Genomic DNA, 23,626 nt, shown 5'->3' on the forward strand with positions numbered 1-23,626 from the left:
TTTTAATTAATCAACTGTTGTTGTAGTTCGTGTATTTCATCGCGAACAGAGCCCGCTTTTTCAAATTCTAAATCGCTTGCGTACGCATGCATTTTGGTTTCAAGCTGCTTAATCTGTACGGCAATTTCTTTCGCGCTAAGTACCTTTTTAGACTCTTTACGAATAAGTTTAAGGTTGTCTTTAGGCTCTGCTTCTTCACCAACATCCATAATGTCGGTGATTTTTTTAATAAGTGCTTGAGGCTCAATTCCGTGCTCAATATTGTAAGCGTGCTGTATTTCGCGTCTACGCTCTGTTTCTTCAATGGCTTTGGCCATTGATTTAGTCACTTTATCGCCATATAAAATAGCACGGCCATCTAAGTGACGTGCAGCACGGCCAATGGTTTGAATAAGTGAGCGCGTTGAACGTAAAAAGCCTTCTTTGTCGGCATCAAGTATGGCAACTAAGGCTACTTCAGGCATATCTAGGCCTTCTCGTAATAAGTTAATGCCTACTAACACATCAAACACACCTGCTCGTAAGTCGCGTATTATTTCTACGCGCTCAACGGTGTCTATGTCTGAATGAAGGTAACGTACTTTTACGTTATGCTCGCTTAAGTAGTCGGTTAAATCCTCAGACATACGTTTGGTTAATGTTGTTACCAGTACGCGCTCGCCTTTTTCTACACTTTTGTATATTTCTGAAAGTAAATCATCAACCTGATCGCCTACAGGGCGTACTTCTATTAATGGGTCTAGCAATCCAGTTGGACGAATAACTTGCTCTGCTACTTCGCCTGCGCTGCGCTCAAGTTCAAAGTCGCCAGGCGTTGCCGATACATAAATAGTTTGCGGCGCTATGGCTTCAAATTCTTCAAACCTTAGTGGGCGGTTATCCATAGCCGATGGCATTCTAAAGCCATATTCAACGAGGTTTTCTTTACGGCTTCTATCGCCTTTATACATGGCGCCAATTTGCGATACGGTAACGTGTGATTCATCAATAATCATTAATGCATCATCAGGTAGGTAATCAAGTAGTGTTGGCGGCGGATCGCCCGGTGTGCGCCCTGATAAGTAGCGGCTGTAGTTTTCTATACCTGAGCAATAACCAAGCTCGGTCATCATTTCTATATCGTATTGAGTGCGCTGCGCTACGCGCTGCTCTTCTACTAATTTATTTACACTAAGTAACTGCGAACGACGCTCTTTTAGCTCTTCTTTTATTTTTTCTATGGCACCAAGAATTTTATCCCGCGGGGTCACGTAGTGTGTTTTTGGGTAAATAGTGGCGCGTACTATGTGTTTTTCAATTGCACCTGTAAGGGGGTCAAAAATACTTAGGCGTTCTATTTCGTCATCAAACATTTCTACGCGTACAGCAAATGTATCTGATTCAGCGGGGAATATATCAACGACTTCACCGCGCACGCGATACGTACCACGGCTAAAATCTATATCATTACGAGTATACTGAATCTCTGCAAGGCGGCGGAGCATGTCGCGTTGGTCTACTTTTTCGCCCACTTTTAAAAGCAGCATCATTTTCATGTATGACTGCGGGTCGCCCAAGCCATAAATAGCCGAAACCGAGGCAACAATAATAGTATCGCGTCGTTCAAGCAGTGCTTTAGTAGCACTTAAACGCATTTGCTCTATGTGCTCATTGATTGATGCATCTTTTTCTATAAACGTATCACTAGAAACAACATACGCCTCTGGCTGGTAATAATCGTAATACGATACAAAGTACTCAACCGCATTATTAGGAAAAAACTCTTTCATTTCTCCGTACAGCTGCGCAGCTAGTGTTTTGTTATGTGCCATTATTATTGTTGGGCGATTTAAGTCGCTAATAATATTGGCCATAGTAAACGTTTTACCAGTACCTGTAGCGCCTAATAGTGTTTGATGCGCAAGCCCTGCTTCTAAACCTTCTTCAAGTTGTTTGATAGCCGTAGGTTGATCACCTGCGGGCTTAAACTGTGATACTAGTTGAAAATGATCGCTCAATTGTTGCACTCCTGTAACGATTTGCCGCTCAGCGTTTCTAGTTCTTTCATAAACCATTTATACGCGACCATTGCTGTAAATAAATTACCTAACGCAGCGCCAATAAATAACCCAATTAAACCAGCTATTTCATTGCCTATATAAGCAAATGGTACATAAAATATAAATAAACGAATGACACTTAGTACCAACGCATTCATTGGTTTGTGTAATGCATTAAACGATGAATTAGATAATATGATCACCCCTTGTAAGCCATAACTTAGCGGGATTGTATAAATAAATAGTTTAATTACATCTATAACGGCTTGTTCTTTACCGAATAACTGACTTATAACGCCTGAAAATACAATTAGTAATACGTAAATTGCAAACTGCCATAGCATCACAAATTTTAATGTGCCTGTGTAGGCTTCTTTAACGCGGCACAATTTGCCTGCTCCAAAGTTTTGACTTACAAAAGGCGGTAATGTCATAGATAGCGCAAGCACCAATATACTCGCGATAGATTCTATTCTGCTCCCTACTCCAAATGCAGCTACGGCTTCTGGTCCGTGATGCGCAACCATAGCGGTCATCACTGCCATTGCAACGGGTGTTAGCATATTGGCGCCCGCTGCCGGTAAGCCTATTTTCAAAATTTTACGAATAGCACCAATAACCGTTTGGTTGCCTGCTTTTAAGCTAAGCAAGCGTTTTTTAATGGCTAAAATGTATAAAATAATAACCACAGCAACCGACCATGCAACCACACTTGCAATGGCCGCACCTTCAATACCCAGTGCCGGAATAGGCCCAAAACCAAATATAAGGATGGGGTCAAGTACCGCATTTATAAGCCCTGCTCCACCCATTACAATACTCGGTGTTTTTGTATCGCCACTGGCACGTAACACTGAGTTACCAATCATTGGGGTAATTAAAAATACACTACCTATAAACCAAATATTCATGTACTCATGAATAAGCGGCAGTACCTGCGAGCCAGCACCAAGTAAGGTAAATATTGGGTCAATTAAAGTAAAACCAATAAACGAGAGCACAATAACCAGCACCACACCTACCATTAAAGACACACTGGCATCAAAACGTGCTTCATCTATTTTATTACTACCCAGGGCTTTTGCTATTACAGCCGACGTACCAATGCCTAAGCCTATCGCTAAACTTATTACTGTAAAGGTAACAGGAAAGGTAAAACTTACGGCAGCCAATGGCTCTGTGCCTAATAAACTTATAAAAAAAGTATCTACAATATTAAACATCATTAACGTGATCATGCCGAATATCATCGGGATGGTCATTGTTTTTAATGTAGGCAATATAGGGTCGTTTAGTAAATCTGGGCGAGTCGGAGTTTTTGAAATAGCACGCATGGAATAAATAAGCCTCTTTTTACTGAGCTGAACATTTTAAAGCATCAAGGCACTTCAAGCCACGGATTTATCAATACAATTATCTTAATGTAAAAACTAAACATTCTAAAAAATAGTAAAGGCGCATTTTTACATCTTCTTGTGAAAATAGAGCCTTAAGGCACTAAAAAACAATTAACACACATTTTTGCAACTTTTATTACAAACCCTACGCAGTATCTGGTGGTTTTTTACACAAACCATCAGGTTACTATATTATTACTAAATATCTCATCGCGTAAGTTGCAACATTAACTTACTAAAACATAAGTATTTGTTTTTTAATTAATAAAAAATAATGATTTAAAAGCTTGAAATCGTTGTAGTGCCCTAAAACATTGGTGCCGCTGATGTTCTTAAAGTTTCATAAACAGAGTTATCCACAGAAACCGTGGATAACTCATTCAACCCCGCATTTATAAAGGCTTAGAGGGGGCTACGGTTTTTAATTACCTCACGTAGTTTGTAGTTACCCTATTTTGTAGCATTTTTATAGTCTCAGCTAAAAACAACCTTTTACTATTTTTTACTCTTGATAGATTTATACTCGACTAAGTCAGAATACGGTCATAATTAAGCCAAGTTATTGATTGTGCTATTTTTGAACGGGTACATTAATTGCTCTATTAAAAATAATCTAACCACTCTATCACTTAGTAGTAAAAATATTTTAAAGCGCATGGTTATAGGTATATTTGTAAAAAATAAAACTACGGATGCAAATAACAGAAAAAAATACCTCATTACAAAAATGGCTTTTTATGTTTTTGGGCACCTTTTTAATAACGAGCCACTTTAATAACGTGTTTAATTTAACCAATCTAATAAATTAAAAACCTAAAGCTTCGATAAAATGCGTGATGATCTTATTAATTTTTTTTAAAAATCACTTTAATAGAGCTATAAAACACGCAGATCGAACATAAAAACAACGAAAAAACCTCTTTTTTAAATTTATGACTTTTATATGTTGACACTTTGCAGCTCCATCATTAATATTTCGCCCCGTTGAAAGGCAAGACGCTTCCCCCTTAGCTCAGTTGGTTAGAGCGACGGACTGTTAATCCGCAGGTCCCCCGTTCGAGTCGGGGAGGGGGAGCCAAGTTTTTCAACCATAAACGATTCCCCCTTAGCTCAGTTGGTTAGAGCGACGGACTGTTAATCCGCAGGTCCCCCGTTCGAGTCGGGGAGGGGGAGCCAAGTTTATGTATATGATGTAGTTCCCCCTTAGCTCAGTTGGTTAGAGCGACGGACTGTTAATCCGCAGGTCCCCCGTTCGAGTCGGGGAGGGGGAGCCAAATCATCATAATATCACTATTTTAGTTCCCCCTTAGCTCAGTTGGTTAGAGCGACGGACTGTTAATCCGCAGGTCCCCCGTTCGAGTCGGGGAGGGGGAGCCAATTCTAATAATTTCATAGACATCTAAGCTTAATTCCTCTACTCTTCTGGTTATAACTAAAGCATTAATTGAGTTTTTGATGCGCTGTAACTTAGTTTATTAATCAAGGACTTGATTCCTTCCCTTTTGAATTATTAAAAGACTGAAAACATGGCTGGATTTAAAAAACTTATTTTTATACAAATAATCTCATGGCTATTGTGTGTTGCAGCAGGAAGCTACCTCATATCTGTAAGTTTTGACAATGCAGTAAGTGATGCTCAAAAGGCTGCACAAACTACTGTAACTAAGTATATTAATGGCCTTACTCTAGACAATACCTCTGCCCAAAATCTAAAACAATCAATCGCAGATGGTAATACCTTTTCAAGCTTTACATTAAGAGACTACCAAGGTGCTGAGATATTTAGCATAAACTCCCCTACTCACTTACCTATGTTTGCTGGGTTTGTTCAATCTAGCTTTAACTCTGTTCGCCCCCAGTTTGCGGTAAACGATGCAGCCGATATAAAAGTTGAGTTTACACTTAATATTCAACACTTAGCTAAGCAACTACAAATTTCCTTATTTATTGTGATTGCCATTTCTGCAATTTTAGTAATTATTCCAATTATTTTAATGCAATCGATTTTTTATCAGTTAAATAAAAGTATTAGTACCACTGTTTCAGACATTATTGATATATACATAAATCAAGATCAGGTAGACGAAAATCTAGATACTGCACTTGATAGCTCAAGACTTAAAAAATTAGGCAAAGACTTAGTCCCTAGCTTTAATCGCTTATCGCACTTTTTAAAAACCAAAAGCGAAGACATGCAAAGCGCTGCAATGACTATTAAACATGAAGCATACAAAGATATAATTACCGCCCTAGGTAATAGAAATATGTTTGTTGAGTACTACGAGAAAAACATAGAAAACAGCGAGCAAAGTACCTTTGGTTCTCTAGCCATGATCCGCTGTAGTGAATTACAAGCAATAAACCAAAGTCGTGGCTACCAAAAAGGTGATGAATACGTAAAAGGTGTTGCTGATATAATTAAACACATAAGTGGTACCTACACTGGCAGCCAAATATTTAGATTAAACAGCTCTGACTTTGCTGTTGTACTACCCCACACGCCTTTAAAAGAAGCTGAGCGCTTTGGTGAAAACTTACAGTCGCGCTTTACACAGTACCAACAAAACCAAGAACTAAGTTCAGTAGCAAATACGGGGATTGTGGGATACGAAAAAGGTAAACCGTTAGGGGAATTGCTGTCTGTTGTTGATAACGCGATGAGTATGGCGCAATCAAAACAAGTTAACGCATGGCATGTACAACGAGAAAGCGATTTAGTAAATAACGTAAGTGCAGGATTTGGTAATCAAAACTGGCGCAAGGTTATTAACGAAGTCATTGAATCTAAGCGCGTGCATTTAGTAATGCAAAACATAATGCCACTTGGTAAAAGTATTAAAGCGTATGCCGAAGTGCAAGTACGCTTTAAAACCGAAGATAACCAAGTGCTACCAACGGCCTCTTTTTTAGCTATGGCTGAAAAGCTTGATATGGCCATAGATATTGACCGCCTTATTATTGACTCATCACTTGAGAAAGTAAAAAGCCGCAACTTATCTGAAAAGTTTTTCGGTTTAAACGTTACGGCCACAAGTGCGCATAACGACCAATTTGTTATATGGCTAGAGCGCCGCTTATTAAAAGATACACACATAGCCTCTAAATTAGTGTTTGAAGTAAGTGAATTTGGCCTGCAGCAAAACATAAAAGCCAGTAAGCGCTTTATTGATATGGTGCATCGTGTGGGTGCACGTGTAACAGTTGAACGTTTTGGTGTTGGTTTAACATCGTTTAAATTTTTCCGCGATTTAAAACCTGACTTTATTAAAATGGATGCCAGTTATACGCGCGGCTTAGAAGATGATAAAAATAATCAATACTTCATGCGCTTAATGGTCGATTTAGCTCATCGTATTGGGGTAAGTGTTTTTGCTGAAGGCGTTGAAAGCCAAGAAGAAAAACACATAATAGAAACCTTATGCTTAGACGGTGCTCAGGGTTATTACATAGAAAAACCTAAAGATATCTAATCCCGTCTTTAAAACAAAAAAGAGCACATGTTGCTCTTTTTTTTGTTTTTAAGATTTTATTCTAACCTCAAAATCACATAAATTTTACAGCTTTGTGATCGAAGCGTTATTTTCCGGTGTTTATTTAACTGATAACGACTCGCATATGTTGTTTATCGGGGCAGAAAAAAGGATAATACGCGGGACTTTAATAGCGCGAGGCACACATGACAGAATATGTCTTGTTATTGATTGGAACCGTTCTAGTTAATAACTTTGTATTAGTACAATTTTTAGGCTTATGTCCGTTTATGGGCGTATCAGGTAAGCTTGATACAGCGATAGGTATGTCTTTGGCAACTACGTTTGTGCTTACACTTGCCTCAGTAACAAGCTATTTGGTCAATCAATATATTTTAATCCCGCTAGATATCGAATTTTTACGTACCATGAGCTTTATTTTGGTAATTGCGGTCGTTGTGCAATTTACCGAAATGGTGGTGCGCAAAACCAGCCCTACACTGTACCGATTACTGGGTATATTTTTACCGCTTATCACTACAAACTGTGCAGTGCTAGGTGTTGCTTTATTAAATATCAAAGAAGATCACTCATTTTTACAATCAGCAGTATATGGTTTTGGCGCTGCGGTTGGCTTTTCATTAGTACTCGTATTATTTGCAGCGCTGCGCGAACGCCTTGCTGCTGCTGATGTTCCTACACCTTTTAAAGGTGCCTCTATTGCTATGATAACCGCAGGCTTAATGTCGATGGCGTTTATGGGTTTTACTGGATTAGTGAAGTTTTAATATGACCTTGTTTTATGCCTTAATAGCGCTTGGCTCGCTAGCGCTGATTTTTGGACTCATTTTAGGTTTTGCTGCCGTTCGTTTTCGTGTTGAAGGCAACCCTATTGTTGAGCAAATAGATACTATTTTACCGCAAACTCAATGTGGTCAATGTGGCTACCCAGGCTGTAAGCCCTACGCAGAAGCCATTGCTAATGGCGATGAAATAAATAAATGCCCTCCTGGTGGCGAAGCAACGGTAAAAAAATTGGCTGATTTAATGGGCGTTGAAGCTAAACCGCTTGCCGGCGGAGAACAAGCCGACCCAATTAAAACAGTAGCCTACATTAGAGAAGATGAATGTATTGGCTGTACTAAATGTATTCAAGCATGCCCTGTAGATGCCATTGTAGGTGCTACTCGCCAAATGCACACGGTACTTATTGATGAATGTACTGGTTGTGATTTATGTGTAGAGCCCTGCCCTGTAGATTGTATTGATATGCTGCCGGTTGCCGAAACAAAACAAAACTGGAAATGGCAGTTAGATGCTATTCCTGTTACGCAAATAGATTAGAGGTTTGAGTGGAAAAGTTACTTGAACAAATTAAAAAAGGCACCGTTTGGGCATTTCCTGGCGGCGTGCATCCACCACAGCAAAAAACACTTTCAAATAGTGCCCAAATTGCTCGCTTGCCCCTGCCAGACAAACTGGTAGTTCCGCTTAAGCAACATATTGGCGCGAACGGTAAATTAATCGCTGAGAAAGGCCAACACGTATTAAAAGGTCAACCGCTTACAGCACCTGCGGCTAATTGGTCGGTGCCCGTACATGCTCCAACTTCTGGAACCATTACCGACATTGCACCTATGCCATCTGCACACCCTTCAGCGCTTCCTGAGCTGAGCATTATTATTGAGCCTGATGGCAACGATGAGTGGTGCAATCTTAATCCAGCGATTAACCCTGCTAAGCTTAGCCACGATGAATTAGTAGATATAATTCATCAAGCAGGCATTAGCGGCATGGGTGGTGCGGGTTTTCCTACTTATGTAAAAGCCGATATTAAGCAACCTATCGAGTTTTTAATAGTAAATGCTGTTGAGTGCGAGCCGTATATAACCGCCGATGACGTATTAATGCGTGAGCATGCCAAGCAAGTTGTGCAAGGCATAGAGCTAATGCAGCAAATATTAAACCCAACGCTTTGTATTGTAGGTATTGAAGACAACAAACCCGAAGCCATTGCCGCTATGACACAAGCAGCAGAGCATAATGCTAATATTGTTATACAAACAGTGCCTACGGTTTACCCCTCAGGTGGTGAAAAACAATTAATAAAACTACTCACCAATCGAGAAGTGCCAAGCAGTGGTATTCCAGCCGACATTGGTATTTTAGTGCATAACACGGGTACTTTATTTGCGGTGCAGCAAGCTGTATACGAAGGTAAACCACTTATTGAACGAGTAATTACCGTAACAGGCAATACTATTCATAAGCCCGGGAATGTGTGGGCATTACTAGGCACTGAAATAAAGCATTTACTTGATTGCCAGGGGTTTTCTCCAGTGCCACAACAACGCGTTGTAATGGGCGGCCCTATGATGGGCTTTACCTTGCCCACTGTACGTATTGGTGTAGTTAAAACCACTAACTGTATTTTAGCCCCTGATCATAAAGAGCTGGCAGAACCAGGCCCCGAAAAAGCCTGTATACGTTGTAGTGCCTGCGCAGATGCCTGCCCTGCTTCGCTATTACCGCAGCAATTGCAATGGTTTGCCAAGTCAAAAGAGTACGATAAGCTACAAGAACATAACTTATTTGATTGTATAGAATGTGGTGCGTGTGCCTACGTGTGCCCAAGTGAAATCCCTCTTGTACAATACTATCGCGTGGCCAAGGTTGAAATTAAAGAACAGCAAGCCGAAAAAATTAAAGCAGATAGAGCAAAAGAGCGTTTTGATGCCCGTAAGGAGCGCTTAGAGCGTGAGCAAGAAGAGCGTCAAAACCGCCATAAACGTAAACCGGCCGCTAAATCTGACGATGAAAAACAAAAAGTAGCAGATGCACTAGCTCGTGTTAAAAACAAATCAGATAACGGTGGCGAAAAATCAGCGGTTGCTGCCGCTATTGCTCGCGCTAAAGCTAAAAAACAACAAGGCGAAGAGTTAGAGCCTGATAATACTGAAGTAGCAAAAGAGCGCGCACTTCGAAAAGAGCAAGCGCGCAAATATAAAGAGCAAAAGTCACAAACAGATGACTCAGGTGATACTGCACCAGTTGATGATAAAAAATCAGCTGTAGCTGCTGCAATTGCCCGCGCCAAAGCTAAAAAAGCAGCGCAAGCACAAGGTGATCAAACTAATACAGATGATGCCAATACAGCAGCGCCTGTTGATGATAAAAAAGCGGCCGTGGCCGCCGCTATTGCTCGTGCCAAAGCTAAAAAAGCAGCGCAGGCACATGATGAGCTAGTTAATAGTGATGATGCCGATACAGCAGCGCCTGTTGATGATAAAAAAGCGGCCGTAGCCGCCGCAATTGCCCGCGCCAAAGCTAAAAAAGCAGCTAAAGCTGCCGAGCAGACTGATCAACCGAATGATCCAAGTATCAACGAAAAATCAACCGATAATGTTAAATCTGAAGAGTCACAAACAGACTTTCCAGCAGATAACAAAAAAGCGGCTGTAGCTGCTGCGATTGCACGTGCTAAAGCTAAAAAAGCGGCAAAAGAGGCACAGCAGACTGAACAATCGATTGAGCCAAGTATTGACGAGTCGCAGGTCGATAATGTTAAACCTGAAGAATCACAAACTGACTCTGTAACAGATAACAAAAAAGCGGCTGTAGCTGCTGCCATTGCCCGTGCAAAAGCTAAAAAAGCGGCAAAAGAGGCCCAGCAAACACAAAGCAATGAAGGTACTGAACAAGTGACGACAGCAGAGCCTGATACGCCAAGTGAAACTAGCCCAGAACAAACCGCCGCCCAAAAGAAAAAAGCCGCAGTGGCCGCAGCTATTGCTCGCGCCAAAGCCAAAAAGTTACAAAAAGAAGGAAATGATCAGTCATGAAATTAACCATGGCCAGTTCGCCGCATAATCATAGCCATAAATCGCTAACACGATTAATGCTGACCGTTATTGCTGCGTGTATTCCTGGGCTCATTGCTCAAGTTTTCTTTTTTGGTACTGGTGTACTTATTCAGTTAGTGCTTGCACTTGTTGCTGTAAGCGCATTTGAAGCTGCCATAATGTTAATGCGTAAACGCCCTGTTTGGCCTGCATTGAGTGATGGTAGTGCTTGGCTTACTGGTGTGCTATTAGCACTGAGTATTCCGCCGCTAGCGCCTTGGTGGGTAATTATTATTGGTTGTTTATTTGCCATTGTAATTGTTAAACAGCTTTATGGCGGGCTTGGTTTTAATTTATTTAACCCTGCAATGGCCGCATATGTTCTGCTTTTAGTATCGTTTCCGGTGCAAATGACAGCTTGGCTACCTGTCAGTGATTTAATAAATACGCCGATTGGATTTGTTGATCAATTAAGGCTCATATTTACCGACTTTACGGCCTCAGGTTTTAGCCTAGATCAAATGCGTGCTGGGGTTGATGGCCTAACAATGGCCACACCTCTTGATACTGTTAAAACAGATATAGCACACGGTTTAACCGTTACCGAGAGTATGCAAAAGCCACTATTTAATGAATGGGCAGGCCTTGGTTGGATGTGGGTTAATTTAGGGTTTTTAGCGGGTGGTTTATACCTTTTAAAAACCAAAATAATTAACTGGCATATCCCTGTTAGTTTTATTGTAAGTTTAGCGATATGTAGTGCAATAGGTTACATTGCGGCGCCTGGTACCGAGCCTGGTACACTATTCCACTTATTAAGTGGCGCAACCATGATGGGGGCATTTTTTATTGCCACTGACCCTGTCTCTGCTGCAACCACAAATAAAGGTCGCTTAATTTATGGCGCTCTCATTGGCTTATTAGTGTATTTAATTCGTACTTTTGGTGGCTTTCCTGATGCAATCGCATTTAGCGTATTATTAATTAATATTGCTGTACCGCTTATTGATTACTACACGCAACCACGTACCTATGGCCACGGAGCAGTAAAATGATTATTTCATCAATGGCTAAAAATGGCGCTATTTTAACGGCTTTTGCACTGGTAACAACGGGTTTGGTTGCCTCAATAAACGCACTCACCGCAGATAAAATTGCAGAGCAAGAGCAGCTACAACTTACAGCGCAACTACAAGAAGTACTCGACCCAAAATCGTACGACAACGAATTATCTACAGATTGCGTTATATTTACTGATGAAACGCTTGGTCCATACGCTAATCAAGTTATTTACCGTGCTCGTAAAAATAATAAACCCGTTGCCGTCGTTATTCGCCACGTTACGCCAAATGGTTACAGTGGTGATATTAACTTACTTACAGCCGTTTTAAGTGATGGATCTATAGCTGGTGTACGTACAACTAAACACGAAGAGACACCCGGCCTTGGTGATAAAGTAGAAGTAAAAAAATCGCTGTGGATTACAACCTTTAATGATTTAACCGTTGATGGCGAAAATGACGCACGCTGGGCAGTTAAAAAAGATGGCGGCCAGTTTGATCAATTCACAGGCGCTACAATCACACCGCGTGCAGTTGTAGGCTCTGTTAAAAACGCAGTTTTATTCGCACAACGCAATTTTGACGATATTTTTGCAGCGCCAAATGCCGAATGTGTAGAGGTAAAAAAATGAGCGAATTAAAAACACTATACAAAGAAGGGGTCTGGGTAAATAACCCAGCCCTTGTTCAGCTTTTAGGGTTATGCCCGTTACTTGCCGTTACCTCAACAGTAACCAATGCACTTGGCTTAGGCCTGGCTACTTTATTAGTACTTGTAGGCTCAAATATTACTGTATCGGTTGTACGTAACTGGGTACCTAAAGATATTCGTATCCCTGTATTTGTAATGATTATTGCAGGCTTTGTAACCATAGTTCAGTTACTTATGAACGCTTACACCTTTGGTTTGTATCAATCACTTGGAATATTTATTCCGCTTATAGTGACAAACTGCGCCATTATAGGCCGCGCCGAAGCATACGCATCTAAAAACCCAGTTCATTTATCAGCATTCGACGGCCTAATGATGGGCTTAGGTTTTATGGCCGTACTGGTAGTGTTAGGTACAATGCGCGAACTAATAGGCCAAGGCACATTATTCGACGGTGCCGATTTACTATTAGGTCCATGGGCACAAAGCCTGCGCATAGAAGTATTTAGTTTTGATAACCAGTTTTTACTCGCCATTTTACCGCCAGGTGCCTTTTTAGGGCTTGGCCTACTTATTGCGGCAAAAAATGTAATTGACGCACAAATAAAATCAAAACAAGTAACGCCGCCTGAGGCTAAAAAAGGTCCACGCGCACGTGTTACTAGCTTAACTTAAGGGGAAAACGCATTAACTTATTTAAAAGCTAATGCGTTTTAAGTTGCATGAATAAAGAAAAACGTCACCAAATACTTTCTCGCCTACGCGATGATAATCCACACCCAGAAACCGAGCTTGAATACTCAAGCCCGTTTGAGTTACTTGTAGCGGTCACACTCTCTGCACAAGCCACCGATGTAGGCGTTAATAAAGCCACGCGTAAGTTATTTCCGGTTGCTAATACGCCACAAGCCATTTTAGATATTGGCCATGATACATTGCGCGATTATATTAAAACTATTGGGCTATTTAATTCAAAAGCCGCAAACGTGTATAAAATGTGCCAAATACTGGTTGATCAACACAACGGTATCGTTCCCGAAAACCGTGAAGCCCTTGAAGCCCTACCCGGTGTTGGCCGAAAGACCGCAAATGTCGTACTAAACACAGCCTTTGGTTGGCCTGTAATAGCTGTGGATACACATATATTCCGTGTATCTAATCGTACTAAACTCGCCATGGGTAAAGATGTAGTCGCTGTTGAGCAAAAACTTGAAAAGGTTGTCCCTAAAGAGTTTAAAGTAGACGTACACCATTGGTTAATACTACACGGACGCTATACCTGCGTTGCCCGTAAGCCTAAATGCGGCAGCTGTATTATTGAAGATTTGTGTGAGTTTAAAGAAAAAACGGACTAACCTTAAATAACAATATTTTGAGTATTTAAAAGTAAGACAGCTAATTATTTAGCTGTCTGTTGATTCTATACTATTGATAAATTGCGCTATATTCACTAAACGCTCACCGACAATAAATGCAATGGTGCGCTTAACCCAAGGCGCTTTAATATTTGTGTAGTTTAGTTTAGCTGATACGCAGCCTGCGGCAATTAAAAGTAGTAGTGATGACACGCTGTAAAACCAAACCATGTGTTGCTCTAGGTGTGCAAATAAGTCAATTTCAAATAACACGTCAAACCCAATAAACACATAAGCCATACATAAAGGGGCTGACATTAATAACAACTTAGTTAGTTGCAATTTATGTGAGCAAAGACGGTAAATGTTTTTTTGTAGCTGGCTAATTGGTTTTGCATAATCAATGATAGAAATATGCACTATTTGGCCAATATTACCCGCAAGGCCAACAATGGCAAACACACCCAGTATTAATGCAGATATTACAGGCGCTGAAACACTAACGTTTTTTGCAATGTACTGCCCCAATAAAACAATAATAAAAAAGAAAGCTGCGCTTTCAATAATACGTGCCCATTTCATATTGCTGAGTTCTTTCATTTGTTTATTCACTTTTGTCTCACTCAGCATTGATTGGTTTATTGTAATAGCAGATTCGTTAAAACTATTTTGCTGCTGCCATGTGTTTTTAAAATTATCTAAATTCATACTAAGCCCCCTGTTTTTCAAATTGATTTTTTAGTGTTTCTTTAATTCGGCCTATTCGCGTAGCGACATTGGTTTTACTTATGCCTAAACTCTTCGCTATGCTTTCGTGAGGCTCTTCTTCCAAATACAGCAACATAATGGCTTTATTTAACTTATCGAGCTTTCCTATAAATTCATATAATTACTTAACGTCTTCGCTTTTATCGTCTTGTGCTTAAAGGTCCGCTATATGCACAATGCAATGCTCATTTGCATTGGCTTTATCTTCTCGTTTACTGTCTTTGCGGTAATAGGAAATTGCCACATTAAGTGCGATTCGGTACATCCAAGTAGAAAATTTATAGTCTTTGTTGTAGTTGTCATAAGCGAGCCACATGGTGGTGAGTATTTCTTGCGCTAGGTCTTGCCGATCATCTTGATTGTGACAGTATGAATTGACAATTTTATAAACAATGCCCTTATGCTGCTCCATTGTCTTAGCAAATAGCGTCTTTTTATTAGTCGTCATTTATTCAAAAACCCATCATTTAAGTGACTCACAGCAACTTATTATTTTTAATATCTATAGCATCAAAAACTATATACGGCTTTTTACATTGTGGTTTACTTCCATCGTATGTACACATTCGAGTATCGTTATTGTGGCTTCACAATAATACGCACAATCTCGTCTTATTTAGTTATTCGAAGTAAAGCTAAAATAATCACAACTATTTTAAAAATAATGGCTGAAGAAAGTGAACAAAGTAGAAAAGAGATTTAATTGGCTGAGTATTACTAATAACCAGCCGCGAAAGCAGTGCTAGCCAGTAATAAAATACATGAATGAATAAAGAAGATTATCCTCGTTTTAAATATTTACTTAATACGCCTTAGATATATTTGAATCCCACACTATATACAATGCCAACGTAAATAGGCTTTAGCCTGAGACTAATTGCGCAATTTTAAGTATCACTAAATTTACGCTCTATCGCTTTAAATATATCGCTAAGATGTTACTGATTACTTACTAACCAAACCCTAATTAGCTCAAAGTGTGGTTAGAAGGTGATGGGCTCTATGGACTAAATTTGTTCTATGTTAGGGTTATTCTTCGTAACGTAAGACTTGCTAACTAAGTATTGATAAAATAAAGAGCTAAGTCTCCTGCTCTCGCCCTTCGCCTAACGTCGTCTAGGTTTAGCGTTTATGCTACATCAGCGCCTACTTATAAAGAACAACCACATTACATTAGCTCGCTTAGCTTTAATACAAAAAAAAGCAAGCCATGCGGCTTGCTTTTACTGCCCGTACAGGCAACGCACTCTCAATATTTTATTTTTTAAAAACGGTAGCTAGCACCTAGTGTTATACGACGGTCTGTTAGACCTTGGAAACACAATAGTGCGCTTTCGTTTACACAAGACTGGCTAATTTCAGATTCAGTAATATTTACCGCCTCTAAACCAATATTTAGTTGCTCGTTTACATCGTAACTAATGCTTGCATTAAGCTGTCCACGATCTTCTTGTACCACTGGGAAGCCCCACGGGAAGCTAGACGTACTACCAAAGTCATTTGAGCGGTAGCCTTCACGCCATGTGTAGCGCATACGTGCTGATAACCCAAATTTCTCGTAGTACAAAGTAAAGTTATAAGCATTTTCTGATAAGTTAAGTAAGCCTTGTATCTCGCTTACATCAATACCTGGCGTGCCAGTTGTTGCTGCAAATACACTACTTGCTCTAGACGTTGCTGAGTTTTCAGTTTCGCCGCCAGAGAACTCTTGAATTGTATAGTTAGCTAAAACACCAAAGCCAGACGCCCAACCAATATCTTTTTCAAAGCTTGAAAGGTCGTATTGGAAGGCAAACTCAATCCCTTTTTGGGTTGTTTCGCCACTATCGTTTACTTTGGTTTCTGTACCTACACACACACCGCGACCATTTTCAGGGCCAAATACGTTAATATCTGCAATTGGGTTAAATATACCACCACCTTCACACGGATCCGTTAAATCACGAAAGCCTGTTACTGGGTCTTCTACTGGTGATGTTAACTGATTAACATGTAATTCTTTACGCGTTTTGTGGAATATACCTACACTAAATACACTTGCTTCAGCAAAGTACCATTCAGCTGATAAGTCATAAGAAAGCACTTCTTCTGGCTTTAAGGCAGGGTTACCAAATTCAACTTCGTCATTTGGACTAGTGCTATAGGTAACAGATGTAGATAGGTCATTGTAATCAGGGCGACGAATATCTTTACCAACACCAAAGCGAACAAGTACGTCTTCTGATACGTCGGCTACAAGGTTTAATCGTGGTAAAATAAAGTCATAATCTGATTCATTAGTAATGCGCGTCACAAGCTCATTACCACTGCCATCTACGGTTACAGAATTACCTGTAGACTCTACGTCAGTTTGGATGTAACGCACGCCAAAGTTACCGCGAATCATTTCGTATTCAAAATTAGCTTGCGCATACAACGCATGCGTCGTTTCTTCTATATCAAAAAAGCCTGCAGAGCTTGATGTTGGCGCGTTTAATGTTTTACTTGAGCCATGCGCTGTCATTGCAGCTTGCAGTGTAGCAAGTACCGCATCAGGGTCTGATGCTACAAGCTCTGGGTCAATAAGTAAAAAATCACCAATGTATAACGAACGACCATCTGCTTCATTAAAGTTATCTGGGCCAGCTACTAATAAGTCAGCAAACAAATCTCCCGATGGACTATCAGCCATTGTTCTTAAACCAATACTTGATGTAATTTCGTTTTGCTTACTTTGTGATTTGCTGTAACGGTAACCAAAATCAACAGAGGTTATAATTGAATCGGTGTAATAAGTTGAGTCGATACGAAATGCATCTTCAGAGTTTTCAACTGTATCTTGGCCAATATTTACATCGCGAAGCACGACGTTTGCAGGGTCTAGTAATTGCTCAACCGTAGGTGCGTATTCTGCCCCTTGTGCAATACCAAAGGCTAACGCACCGCCCGATAAATCATACTCAAATGGCACACTGTTATCATTACCGCCACCAGCATCTAAAGGTACATTTGGATTGATAAAGTTAAGCGTTGTATTAAAGCTTGGGGTTGTTGTATCTGAAGATGATGATGCAATTTCAGCGCTTACAAACCATTTATCGCCTTGCCACTCACCGCCTAATCTAAATATATTACTGTCAGTAACACGAGAATTTGTATCGCTTGAAAAACGAAGATTTGGATCGTCATCATCGTTTTCTAAATTTACTGGGATCACACCACTAAGCGCTGCTTGAATAGAGCCTAAGTTTGTACCACCAAGTGAACCAAAGTTCACAGTTTCAAACGAATCAGGGATAGAAATATCATTAAGTGCACTTACACCAGATGCTTGTACACGCGAACTTTCTTGGCGTCGCTCTTGATCATTTACCACTGCGTCAAAGTAAAACTTTGTATTGTCATTTGGTGCCCACTCAATGGTACCTACAAAGTTCTTAGTTTCGTATTCATAGTTATCGTAATCTTGTACAAAGAACTGGATTGGTAAAAAATCAAATGACTGTGCACTGGCTACGCCACTGTCTGAGGTAATAATGTTATCTCTGTCTGCACGAGGACGAAATGCTGTTACATCTTGCTCTGCGTAGCTGCCACTTACAAGTATACCAAATTTACCGTAGTCATCTGTCTCCCAGTTATCAGCAAACGTACCCGAAAAACGAGGTTGTAAACCACTATCTGTACTAAGGCTACTGCTTTCTCCTTGTACTCTGATTGTGGCTAATTGCTCTCCTAAATGAAGAGGACGAATAGTTTTAAGGTTGATTGTTCCACCAACAGAACCTTCAATGGTTTTAGCCTCTGGAGACTTTATAACTTCCAAACTTGATATAATTGATGCAGAAACATCTTCAAAGCTAATACCACTACGACCTGAGCCAGAGCCCACGGTAGATACCCCGTTTATTTCAGTACGGTTTGCATCTGTACCACGAATTTGTACGCCGGTACCCACACCGGCTTGGCGAGTAATTTGAATACCCGTTACGTTTTCTAGCACTTCTGCTAAGTTTTGGTCAGGTAGTTTACCAATATCTTCCGATTGAATAATCTCTACTAGACTATTTGCCGATCGCTTCTCAGCTAGGGCGTTAGTTAATGATTGGCGAATGCCCGAAACCTCAATAACTTCTAAATCGTCTTTCGCTTGCGGTTGAGCTTCTTGTGCCTGTGTTGACAAAGAAAAATTCAGTGCAGTGGCAGATATAACCGCCAGAGTAATTTTAGATAACTTGTGACTCATAGTTTTTTTCCTGTGTGTGTGAAATGCTATGTTTAACTCGCTACGCTTATCTTTGGTAAAACCTTTATTTATTACAAATCATTAACTCAATATTTACACCATTCAACTAAAAGGTCAAGTAAGTGGTAAGCTAGATTTATTCAAATACAACTCTACCTAACTTACCAAAAGTAAAGTTCATAAATTAGATAGTTTCAAATAAAGATTAAAAAACAATCTAAATATATGTTTTTAAATGTATTTAAAAATGGTGATAATTTATAAAACACCATTAAAAATACGCAATTTGGCAAGATTTTTTGTTAAAAATTAAATGAAAATTAACTATAAAAATCTTTATATAGAAATGTTTGTTGCACCAAATTGGTTAACCAAGCATATCCTCTAACATATTATTCGCTCTGTATAATCTAGACTTTGGTCATAGAAGTGTTTATGCAATTAAATAGTTAATATTTAAATTTAGGCATATGAAATCAGTTTTTTACATTAGCAGCATGGATAAGTTACTGATCGAAATTTCAATAGTATGTTTAGGGAGGTGGTTTTAATTAAGAGGGAGTGTTGATGTTGTTTAACTATGGGCATTAAAAAAGGCGGTAAACCGCCTTTTTTATATTGTACTTTTGTTTTTACTAAAGCTTAAAGCTCATACCTAAGAACAGACGTGGGCCGTAATCATTTACTTCACCTAAGTTACCTTCCACAAAGAAATCTTGTGATTTAGGTGCACTAAATAAGTTAATTGCTTCGGCTTTAATTCTGAAGTGTTCATTAACTTTATAAGATGCGCGCATTTCCCATACACCTACACCGTCTACATAACGTAAGCGAGTGCCGTTGCTTGTGTAAGGTTGGAAGTACTCACTACGATATTTATAAATAACCGCAGTATCGAAGTCGCCAATTTGGTAGTAAAGTTGGCTACTAAATACATGCTTAGAGAAACCAGGAACTGAACCTGGCTCAACGATACCTTCTTTTAACTGTGTTGTATTACCATCAAGATCTGTAGTAAAAGTATCACCGTATAAGCTATCTTCAAACTCAAAGTCAGTATCTGCGAAGTTATAACCAAACTTCACACCGAGACCATTGTCCCAACGGTATGAGAACGATGCTTCTAGACCTACTATTTCGCTTTCATCGTCTGATGTAACAGAGTTAGTAATCGGCAGAGATACCGTTTCCCCGTCTATTGTAAATTCTTCTAGAACAGTCTGTTTCTCAAAACCACCTTGAAACTGCTTATAGTAAAGGCTAAACGCTACAATAGAGTCTTCATTAGGATACCATTCAACTGCCGCATCATAGTTCCACGACATTAAAGGTTGCGTTGATGGGTTACCCGAACCATTAACACCAATTAATAAATCAGAAAGTGACGTAGCTGCACCATCTTCATTACTACTTGTTGAAAATTCACGGTTATAGCTCAAATCTGAAGGGTCTGCACGAGACATACCACGGTAGATACCTGCACGCAGTAGTATATCTTCGCTGTAATCAACAACTAGGTTAAAGCTAGGTAGGTATTTTGTATAGCTTGAGCCACTTTCTACTTTATCAAGTGTTGTTGGATCTGATACTAGTTCAAGAAATCCGGTGTCTGCATCGGTACCGACAGAGTAATCTGCTCTGAAGCCAACTGAGGTTACCTCAGTATCAACTATACGAAGACCAAAGTTACCACGAATAAACTTACCAAACATTTCTGTATCGTAGCTAGCCATTAAATAGGCAGAGGTTGTTTTTTCTGTTACATCAACAGTACCTGTATTTTGGTAATCTACGTCTGGGTAGCCAAACTCACCGTTGTAATCAGAATCTGTTGCAGCTACTGCTTGAGAGAAACACACATTATCGTACGTCGCCCATGATGAACCTGTACCGCTAGCAATTACGTTACCGTCACTATCAACATTAGTTACGATATCGCCATCAGACACGCTTGATAAAAAGCCTGATTCAGGGAAGTCAATTTGACAACCTTGAAGAATTTCAAGTGCAGTATCATCGCCTATTGTGTACTCAACTCTTGAGCCATTACCACCGTTTCCAGTACCACCAAATTGTATGAAAGAAAGCTCAGATGTTCTGATACCACCTTCAATTTTAGTGAACATGCCACTATCTAATTCATAATCAAAATCTAAGCGCGCTGATTTAATAACATTTTCGCGAACATTCTCGCGATCTAAACGTGTTCTTAAACTATCAGTAAAGTTAGAAATATCTGTTACATCAAAATCAGTTAATGTGAAATGAGGAATTTCATCGCCCATATCCCATGTAAAATAGTTACGATCAGAGGTTCTGCCACGGTTTGATATTTGTAACTCTTCACGATCTGTTTTTGAGTATGCTAAATCAACACTCACTGTCAGTCGGTCTGTTACATTGTGCTCAATATTTAAACCATACCCTTGATAATTCTCTTCACGTGAAAATTGCTCACCGGATGATTCAATACGTTCTTCACCTTCCCAATGTAGAATACCGCCTACATCATTTGTAACAAGAGTCGGGCCCGTTACACCTGGCGTTGCACGTTTTTGTAAAAAGATTAGGTCATGACGTGCTTCTTGTTGAGTACGGTCAGATATTTGCGTATCAAAGTTAATATCCCAATCAGCTGAAGGTTGGTATTGCAGTGCAAAAAACATTGCGTCACGTTCATCTGATGTCTCGTTTTGACGAAAGCTTCGACTACTGCCAGTCCAAGCATACGGAGTACCATCACTAAAGGCTTTGCCTGTTTCAGGATCTATATTAGCGTCATAGCCTTGGTTCTTTAATTTTTCACCAGCTACCTGATCTTCACAATCACCTGCGCTGCTACGATAAAAACCTTCATTAGTATTATTAGGATCGTTTAAACATGCCCAAAGCGATGAACCTGAAGGGCTTGAGCTTCTATACTCTGCTTCAGGTGAGCTAACCTCTTGGCGCTGTACACCAAAAGACACACCAACTGCTTGGCCATTATCAAACTCATATTGATCAACATAACTAAATGTACCACGGTAACCCATATCACTTTGTAGTGAATTATCAACATTACCTTCATCAGGGTTATAGTTTAACTTAACTTCACCCGATACACGTTGTTTGCCGTAATCCAATGGCGTTACAGTTTCAAGCGCAATAACACCTGCAACACCACCTTCAATCATTGATGCATCTTGCGTTTTATAAATTGCTACTTTTTTAACAAGCTCTGATGGGAATTGTGAAAAATTAACTGAACGGTCACCACTACCATTTGTAGCTTCACGACCGTTAATGTGCGTTGCACTTAAAAACGGACCAAGACCACGGATAGTGATCTCTGTTGCTCCACCGTTTTCACGGTGCGATGCAGCACCAGTGATTGATTCTAGTGCTTCACCAATAGAGAGTGCAGGTAAGTCACCAATATCTTCTGATGATAAACCATCAACGACTGTTGTCGCTTCTCGCTTTATAGCAATTTGATCCTGTATTGTTCTACGGGTACCTGTAACACTTATAATTTCTACGTCTTCTTCAACTTCTGTCGTTTTTCCCTGTTCTTGTTGTGCGCTTGCCGAAAATGCACAAGAAGTTGCCATACCTGCTATGACCGCTGTTCTTACCCATTTGGCAACAGGTCTTAATGCAAACTGCCCTGTTATAGAATTATTATTCTTTATTGACTTCAACGACATTTGAATTCTCCGCTGGTTGTTGTTGTGTGATTTAAGTGTGTTAGCCTGTTAAGCTTTTGTATATATAATGTGTCTTCTGGCCTTAATATACTTAAACACCTATCCATGATCAACCAATTTAAGCTTTAAATATTACCATAAGGTATACCAATTAAAGATAACCTGCATTACCGACATGTCATGTAGGTTTAATGCATAACTTGTAATTATTTAAAAACAAAAAGTTCCAACATGGTTTTTTTTGTTTATAAAGGCGTTTTATTTTTTCTGCTGCCTAAGTAGAACTAGCGCCTAGCTGAGAGCGGTTCATGTAAGTTAGTTGTGTGGCGCCTGCAACTGCTAATGCACCTGCAGTAGCAACTTTAATTAATGTACTTTCAAAAGTAACATACTCAAGTACCTTTTTATTACTGACTACTGGGTTTTGGCCAATTGCGCCGTCGGTTTCAAATGTACCATTACCATTAAGGTTTCTAATTGCTCCCCAATCATTGCTGTTATCACCTGAAACTCGACTATCTACAAGCCAAAGTTATTGCTAAATACTGAGTGGTTGTGGTTTATTAAATCACAGGCGTATTTAAATGCCTGATCACTATCAGGTCTCTTCGGATAAAATAAGCCTAAAAAGAGTGTATTTTCAGCAGTAGGTTCGTCTTCTGCAGGTTCTTTACTCAGTCATTAGCAATTGGATTGAGAATATGAGATTCATTTATTACGCTATCACCCATGTGAAGGCCATACACAATTATAAGTAAATCTATGTGCCCCATCACTGGCTTCACCAACTGTATAGCATTAGTAACATGGCCTGATATACCATCAGGATTACAAAATGCGAAGTGTTTTAATTTCATGGAGACTATCACTAAGCGACTTTATGTTTTTTATATTTGGCTAGTTATTTGATGTGTTAAAAAACACCCGAAAGTTCTTACCAACTTATTTAAAGTCTAAAGAAATTGAAAATTGTTAATACAGCCATATCCAAATAAATTTTTGTCAGTGTGCTGACCAATTAAACCACAATAAAAAACATTTAATTAACTAAGGTAATTTACAGTTGTCACTTAAACTTTATTTTTTAACTAATTTGAAATTAACAAAGTTTGAGTTGTTCTTTATGGG

16 protein-coding genes and 4 tRNA genes are annotated in these 23,626 nt (G+C 39.6%); 12 read left to right on the forward strand and 8 right to left on the reverse strand.

Annotated features, from left to right (window positions below):
* Positions 1 to 2 precede the first annotated feature (2 nt).
* The gene (gene uvrB / locus J8L73_RS15465; RefSeq protein ID WP_211018394.1) at positions 3 to 1,997 is read right to left on the reverse strand and encodes an excinuclease ABC subunit UvrB; all 1,995 of its coding nucleotides are present in this window, start codon (positions 1,995 to 1,997) and stop codon (positions 3 to 5) included.
* Positions 1,994 to 3,373, reverse strand: a complete 1,380-nt coding sequence (locus J8L73_RS15470) for an MATE family efflux transporter (protein WP_211018396.1) — start codon at positions 3,371 to 3,373, stop codon at positions 1,994 to 1,996. Before J8L73_RS15470 ends, uvrB begins: the two co-directional genes overlap by 4 nt.
* Positions 3,374 to 4,437: 1,064 nt before the next feature.
* Between J8L73_RS15470 and J8L73_RS15475 the strand changes: the two genes are divergently transcribed.
* The 12 genes from J8L73_RS15475 (at position 4,438) to nth (ending at position 13,816) form a co-directional block, all read left to right on the forward strand.
* A tRNA-Asn gene (locus tag J8L73_RS15475) sits at positions 4,438 to 4,514 on the forward strand.
* A 21-nt stretch (positions 4,515 to 4,535) separates the two neighbouring features.
* Positions 4,536 to 4,612: transfer RNA gene (locus J8L73_RS15480), tRNA-Asn, on the forward strand.
* Positions 4,613 to 4,633: 21 nt separating this feature from the next.
* Positions 4,634 to 4,710: transfer RNA gene (locus tag J8L73_RS15485), tRNA-Asn, on the forward strand.
* A gap of 26 nt (positions 4,711 to 4,736) precedes the next feature.
* Positions 4,737 to 4,813, forward strand: a tRNA-Asn gene (locus J8L73_RS15490).
* Positions 4,814 to 4,962: 149 nt separating this feature from the next.
* Positions 4,963 to 6,906, forward strand: coding sequence for a GGDEF domain-containing protein (locus tag J8L73_RS15495; protein WP_211018398.1), 1,944 nt, complete (start codon positions 4,963 to 4,965; stop codon positions 6,904 to 6,906).
* Between the two features lie 206 nt (positions 6,907 to 7,112).
* A complete protein-coding gene (rsxA, locus tag J8L73_RS15500; RefSeq protein WP_008134172.1) occupies positions 7,113 to 7,694 on the forward strand; it encodes an electron transport complex subunit RsxA in 582 nt (193 codons plus the stop codon).
* A 1-nt stretch (position 7,695) separates the two neighbouring features.
* Entirely contained in the window at positions 7,696 to 8,250 is a 555-nt protein-coding gene (rsxB, locus tag J8L73_RS15505) for an electron transport complex subunit RsxB (protein ID WP_211001638.1), read from the forward strand.
* Between the two features lie 8 nt (positions 8,251 to 8,258).
* Positions 8,259 to 10,748 (forward strand): electron transport complex subunit RsxC, encoded by a 2,490-nt coding sequence (rsxC, locus tag J8L73_RS15510; RefSeq protein WP_211018400.1) that lies wholly within the window; start codon positions 8,259 to 8,261, stop codon positions 10,746 to 10,748.
* Positions 10,745 to 11,803, forward strand: coding sequence for an electron transport complex subunit RsxD (rsxD, locus tag J8L73_RS15515; protein WP_211018402.1), 1,059 nt, complete (start codon positions 10,745 to 10,747; stop codon positions 11,801 to 11,803). The genes rsxC and rsxD overlap by 4 nt, the downstream gene beginning before the upstream one ends.
* Entirely contained in the window at positions 11,800 to 12,441 is a 642-nt protein-coding gene (gene rsxG, locus J8L73_RS15520) for an electron transport complex subunit RsxG (protein WP_211018404.1), read from the forward strand. Before rsxD ends, rsxG begins: the two co-directional genes overlap by 4 nt.
* Positions 12,438 to 13,136: an electron transport complex subunit E gene (locus J8L73_RS15525; RefSeq protein WP_211018406.1), complete on the forward strand. Its 699-nt coding sequence runs from the start codon at positions 12,438 to 12,440 to the stop codon at positions 13,134 to 13,136. Before rsxG ends, J8L73_RS15525 begins: the two co-directional genes overlap by 4 nt.
* 47 nt (positions 13,137 to 13,183) lie before the next feature.
* Positions 13,184 to 13,816 (forward strand): endonuclease III, encoded by a 633-nt coding sequence (nth, locus tag J8L73_RS15530; protein ID WP_104642345.1) that lies wholly within the window; start codon positions 13,184 to 13,186, stop codon positions 13,814 to 13,816.
* Between the two features lie 48 nt (positions 13,817 to 13,864).
* Here nth and J8L73_RS15535 read toward each other — a convergent pair whose 3' ends face one another.
* The 6 genes from J8L73_RS15535 to J8L73_RS15555 all read right to left on the reverse strand — a co-directional run bounded on the left by J8L73_RS15535 (position 13,865) and on the right by J8L73_RS15555 (position 23,355).
* The gene (locus J8L73_RS15535) at positions 13,865 to 14,524 is read right to left on the reverse strand and encodes a hypothetical protein (RefSeq protein ID WP_211018408.1); all 660 of its coding nucleotides are present in this window, start codon (positions 14,522 to 14,524) and stop codon (positions 13,865 to 13,867) included.
* Between the two features lies 1 nt (position 14,525).
* Entirely contained in the window at positions 14,526 to 14,693 is a 168-nt protein-coding gene (locus J8L73_RS19410; RefSeq protein ID WP_348771989.1) for a sigma factor-like helix-turn-helix DNA-binding protein, read from the reverse strand.
* A 45-nt stretch (positions 14,694 to 14,738) separates the two neighbouring features.
* Positions 14,739 to 14,996: an RNA polymerase sigma factor gene (locus J8L73_RS19415; protein ID WP_247659679.1), complete on the reverse strand. Its 258-nt coding sequence runs from the start codon at positions 14,994 to 14,996 to the stop codon at positions 14,739 to 14,741.
* 852 nt (positions 14,997 to 15,848) lie between these two features.
* Positions 15,849 to 18,809 (reverse strand): TonB-dependent receptor, encoded by a 2,961-nt coding sequence (locus J8L73_RS15545; protein WP_211018410.1) that lies wholly within the window; start codon positions 18,807 to 18,809, stop codon positions 15,849 to 15,851.
* Between the two features lie 635 nt (positions 18,810 to 19,444).
* Complete coding sequence (locus tag J8L73_RS15550; protein WP_211001736.1) at positions 19,445 to 22,498, reverse strand: TonB-dependent receptor; 3,054 nt, start codon at positions 22,496 to 22,498, stop codon at positions 19,445 to 19,447.
* 674 nt (positions 22,499 to 23,172) lie between these two features.
* A complete protein-coding gene (locus tag J8L73_RS15555; protein WP_211018412.1) occupies positions 23,173 to 23,355 on the reverse strand; it encodes a hypothetical protein in 183 nt (60 codons plus the stop codon).
* Between the last annotated feature and the right edge of the window lie 271 nt (positions 23,356 to 23,626).

The organism is Pseudoalteromonas sp. MMG006, from assembly GCF_018101025.1.
GTDB lineage: Bacteria > Pseudomonadota > Gammaproteobacteria > Enterobacterales > Alteromonadaceae > Pseudoalteromonas.

What these genes read in the sequence shown, in the direction of transcription:
- rsxG (WP_211018404.1), top strand. Translation starts at nt 11,800, where the DNA reads ATGATTATTTCATCAATGGCTAAAAATGGCGCTATTTTAACGGCTTTT.
- rsxB (WP_211001638.1), top strand. Translation starts at nt 7,696, where the DNA reads ATGACCTTGTTTTATGCCTTAATAGCGCTTGGCTCGCTAGCGCTGATT.
- J8L73_RS19415 (WP_247659679.1), bottom strand. Translation starts at nt 14,996, where the DNA reads ATGGAGCAGCATAAGGGCATTGTTTATAAAATTGTCAATTCATACTGT.
- J8L73_RS15545 (WP_211018410.1), bottom strand. Translation starts at nt 18,809, where the DNA reads ATGAGTCACAAGTTATCTAAAATTACTCTGGCGGTTATATCTGCCACT.
- J8L73_RS15470 (WP_211018396.1), bottom strand. Translation starts at nt 3,373, where the DNA reads ATGCGTGCTATTTCAAAAACTCCGACTCGCCCAGATTTACTAAACGAC.
- J8L73_RS15495 (WP_211018398.1), top strand. Translation starts at nt 4,963, where the DNA reads ATGGCTGGATTTAAAAAACTTATTTTTATACAAATAATCTCATGGCTA.
- rsxA (WP_008134172.1), top strand. Translation starts at nt 7,113, where the DNA reads ATGACAGAATATGTCTTGTTATTGATTGGAACCGTTCTAGTTAATAAC.
- nth (WP_104642345.1), top strand. Translation starts at nt 13,184, where the DNA reads ATGAATAAAGAAAAACGTCACCAAATACTTTCTCGCCTACGCGATGAT.
- J8L73_RS15550 (WP_211001736.1), bottom strand. Translation starts at nt 22,498, where the DNA reads ATGTCGTTGAAGTCAATAAAGAATAATAATTCTATAACAGGGCAGTTT.
- J8L73_RS15555 (WP_211018412.1), bottom strand. Translation starts at nt 23,355, where the DNA reads ATGAAATTAAAACACTTCGCATTTTGTAATCCTGATGGTATATCAGGC.
- J8L73_RS15535 (WP_211018408.1), bottom strand. Translation starts at nt 14,524, where the DNA reads ATGAATTTAGATAATTTTAAAAACACATGGCAGCAGCAAAATAGTTTT.
- rsxD (WP_211018402.1), top strand. Translation starts at nt 10,745, where the DNA reads ATGAAATTAACCATGGCCAGTTCGCCGCATAATCATAGCCATAAATCG.
- J8L73_RS15525 (WP_211018406.1), top strand. Translation starts at nt 12,438, where the DNA reads ATGAGCGAATTAAAAACACTATACAAAGAAGGGGTCTGGGTAAATAAC.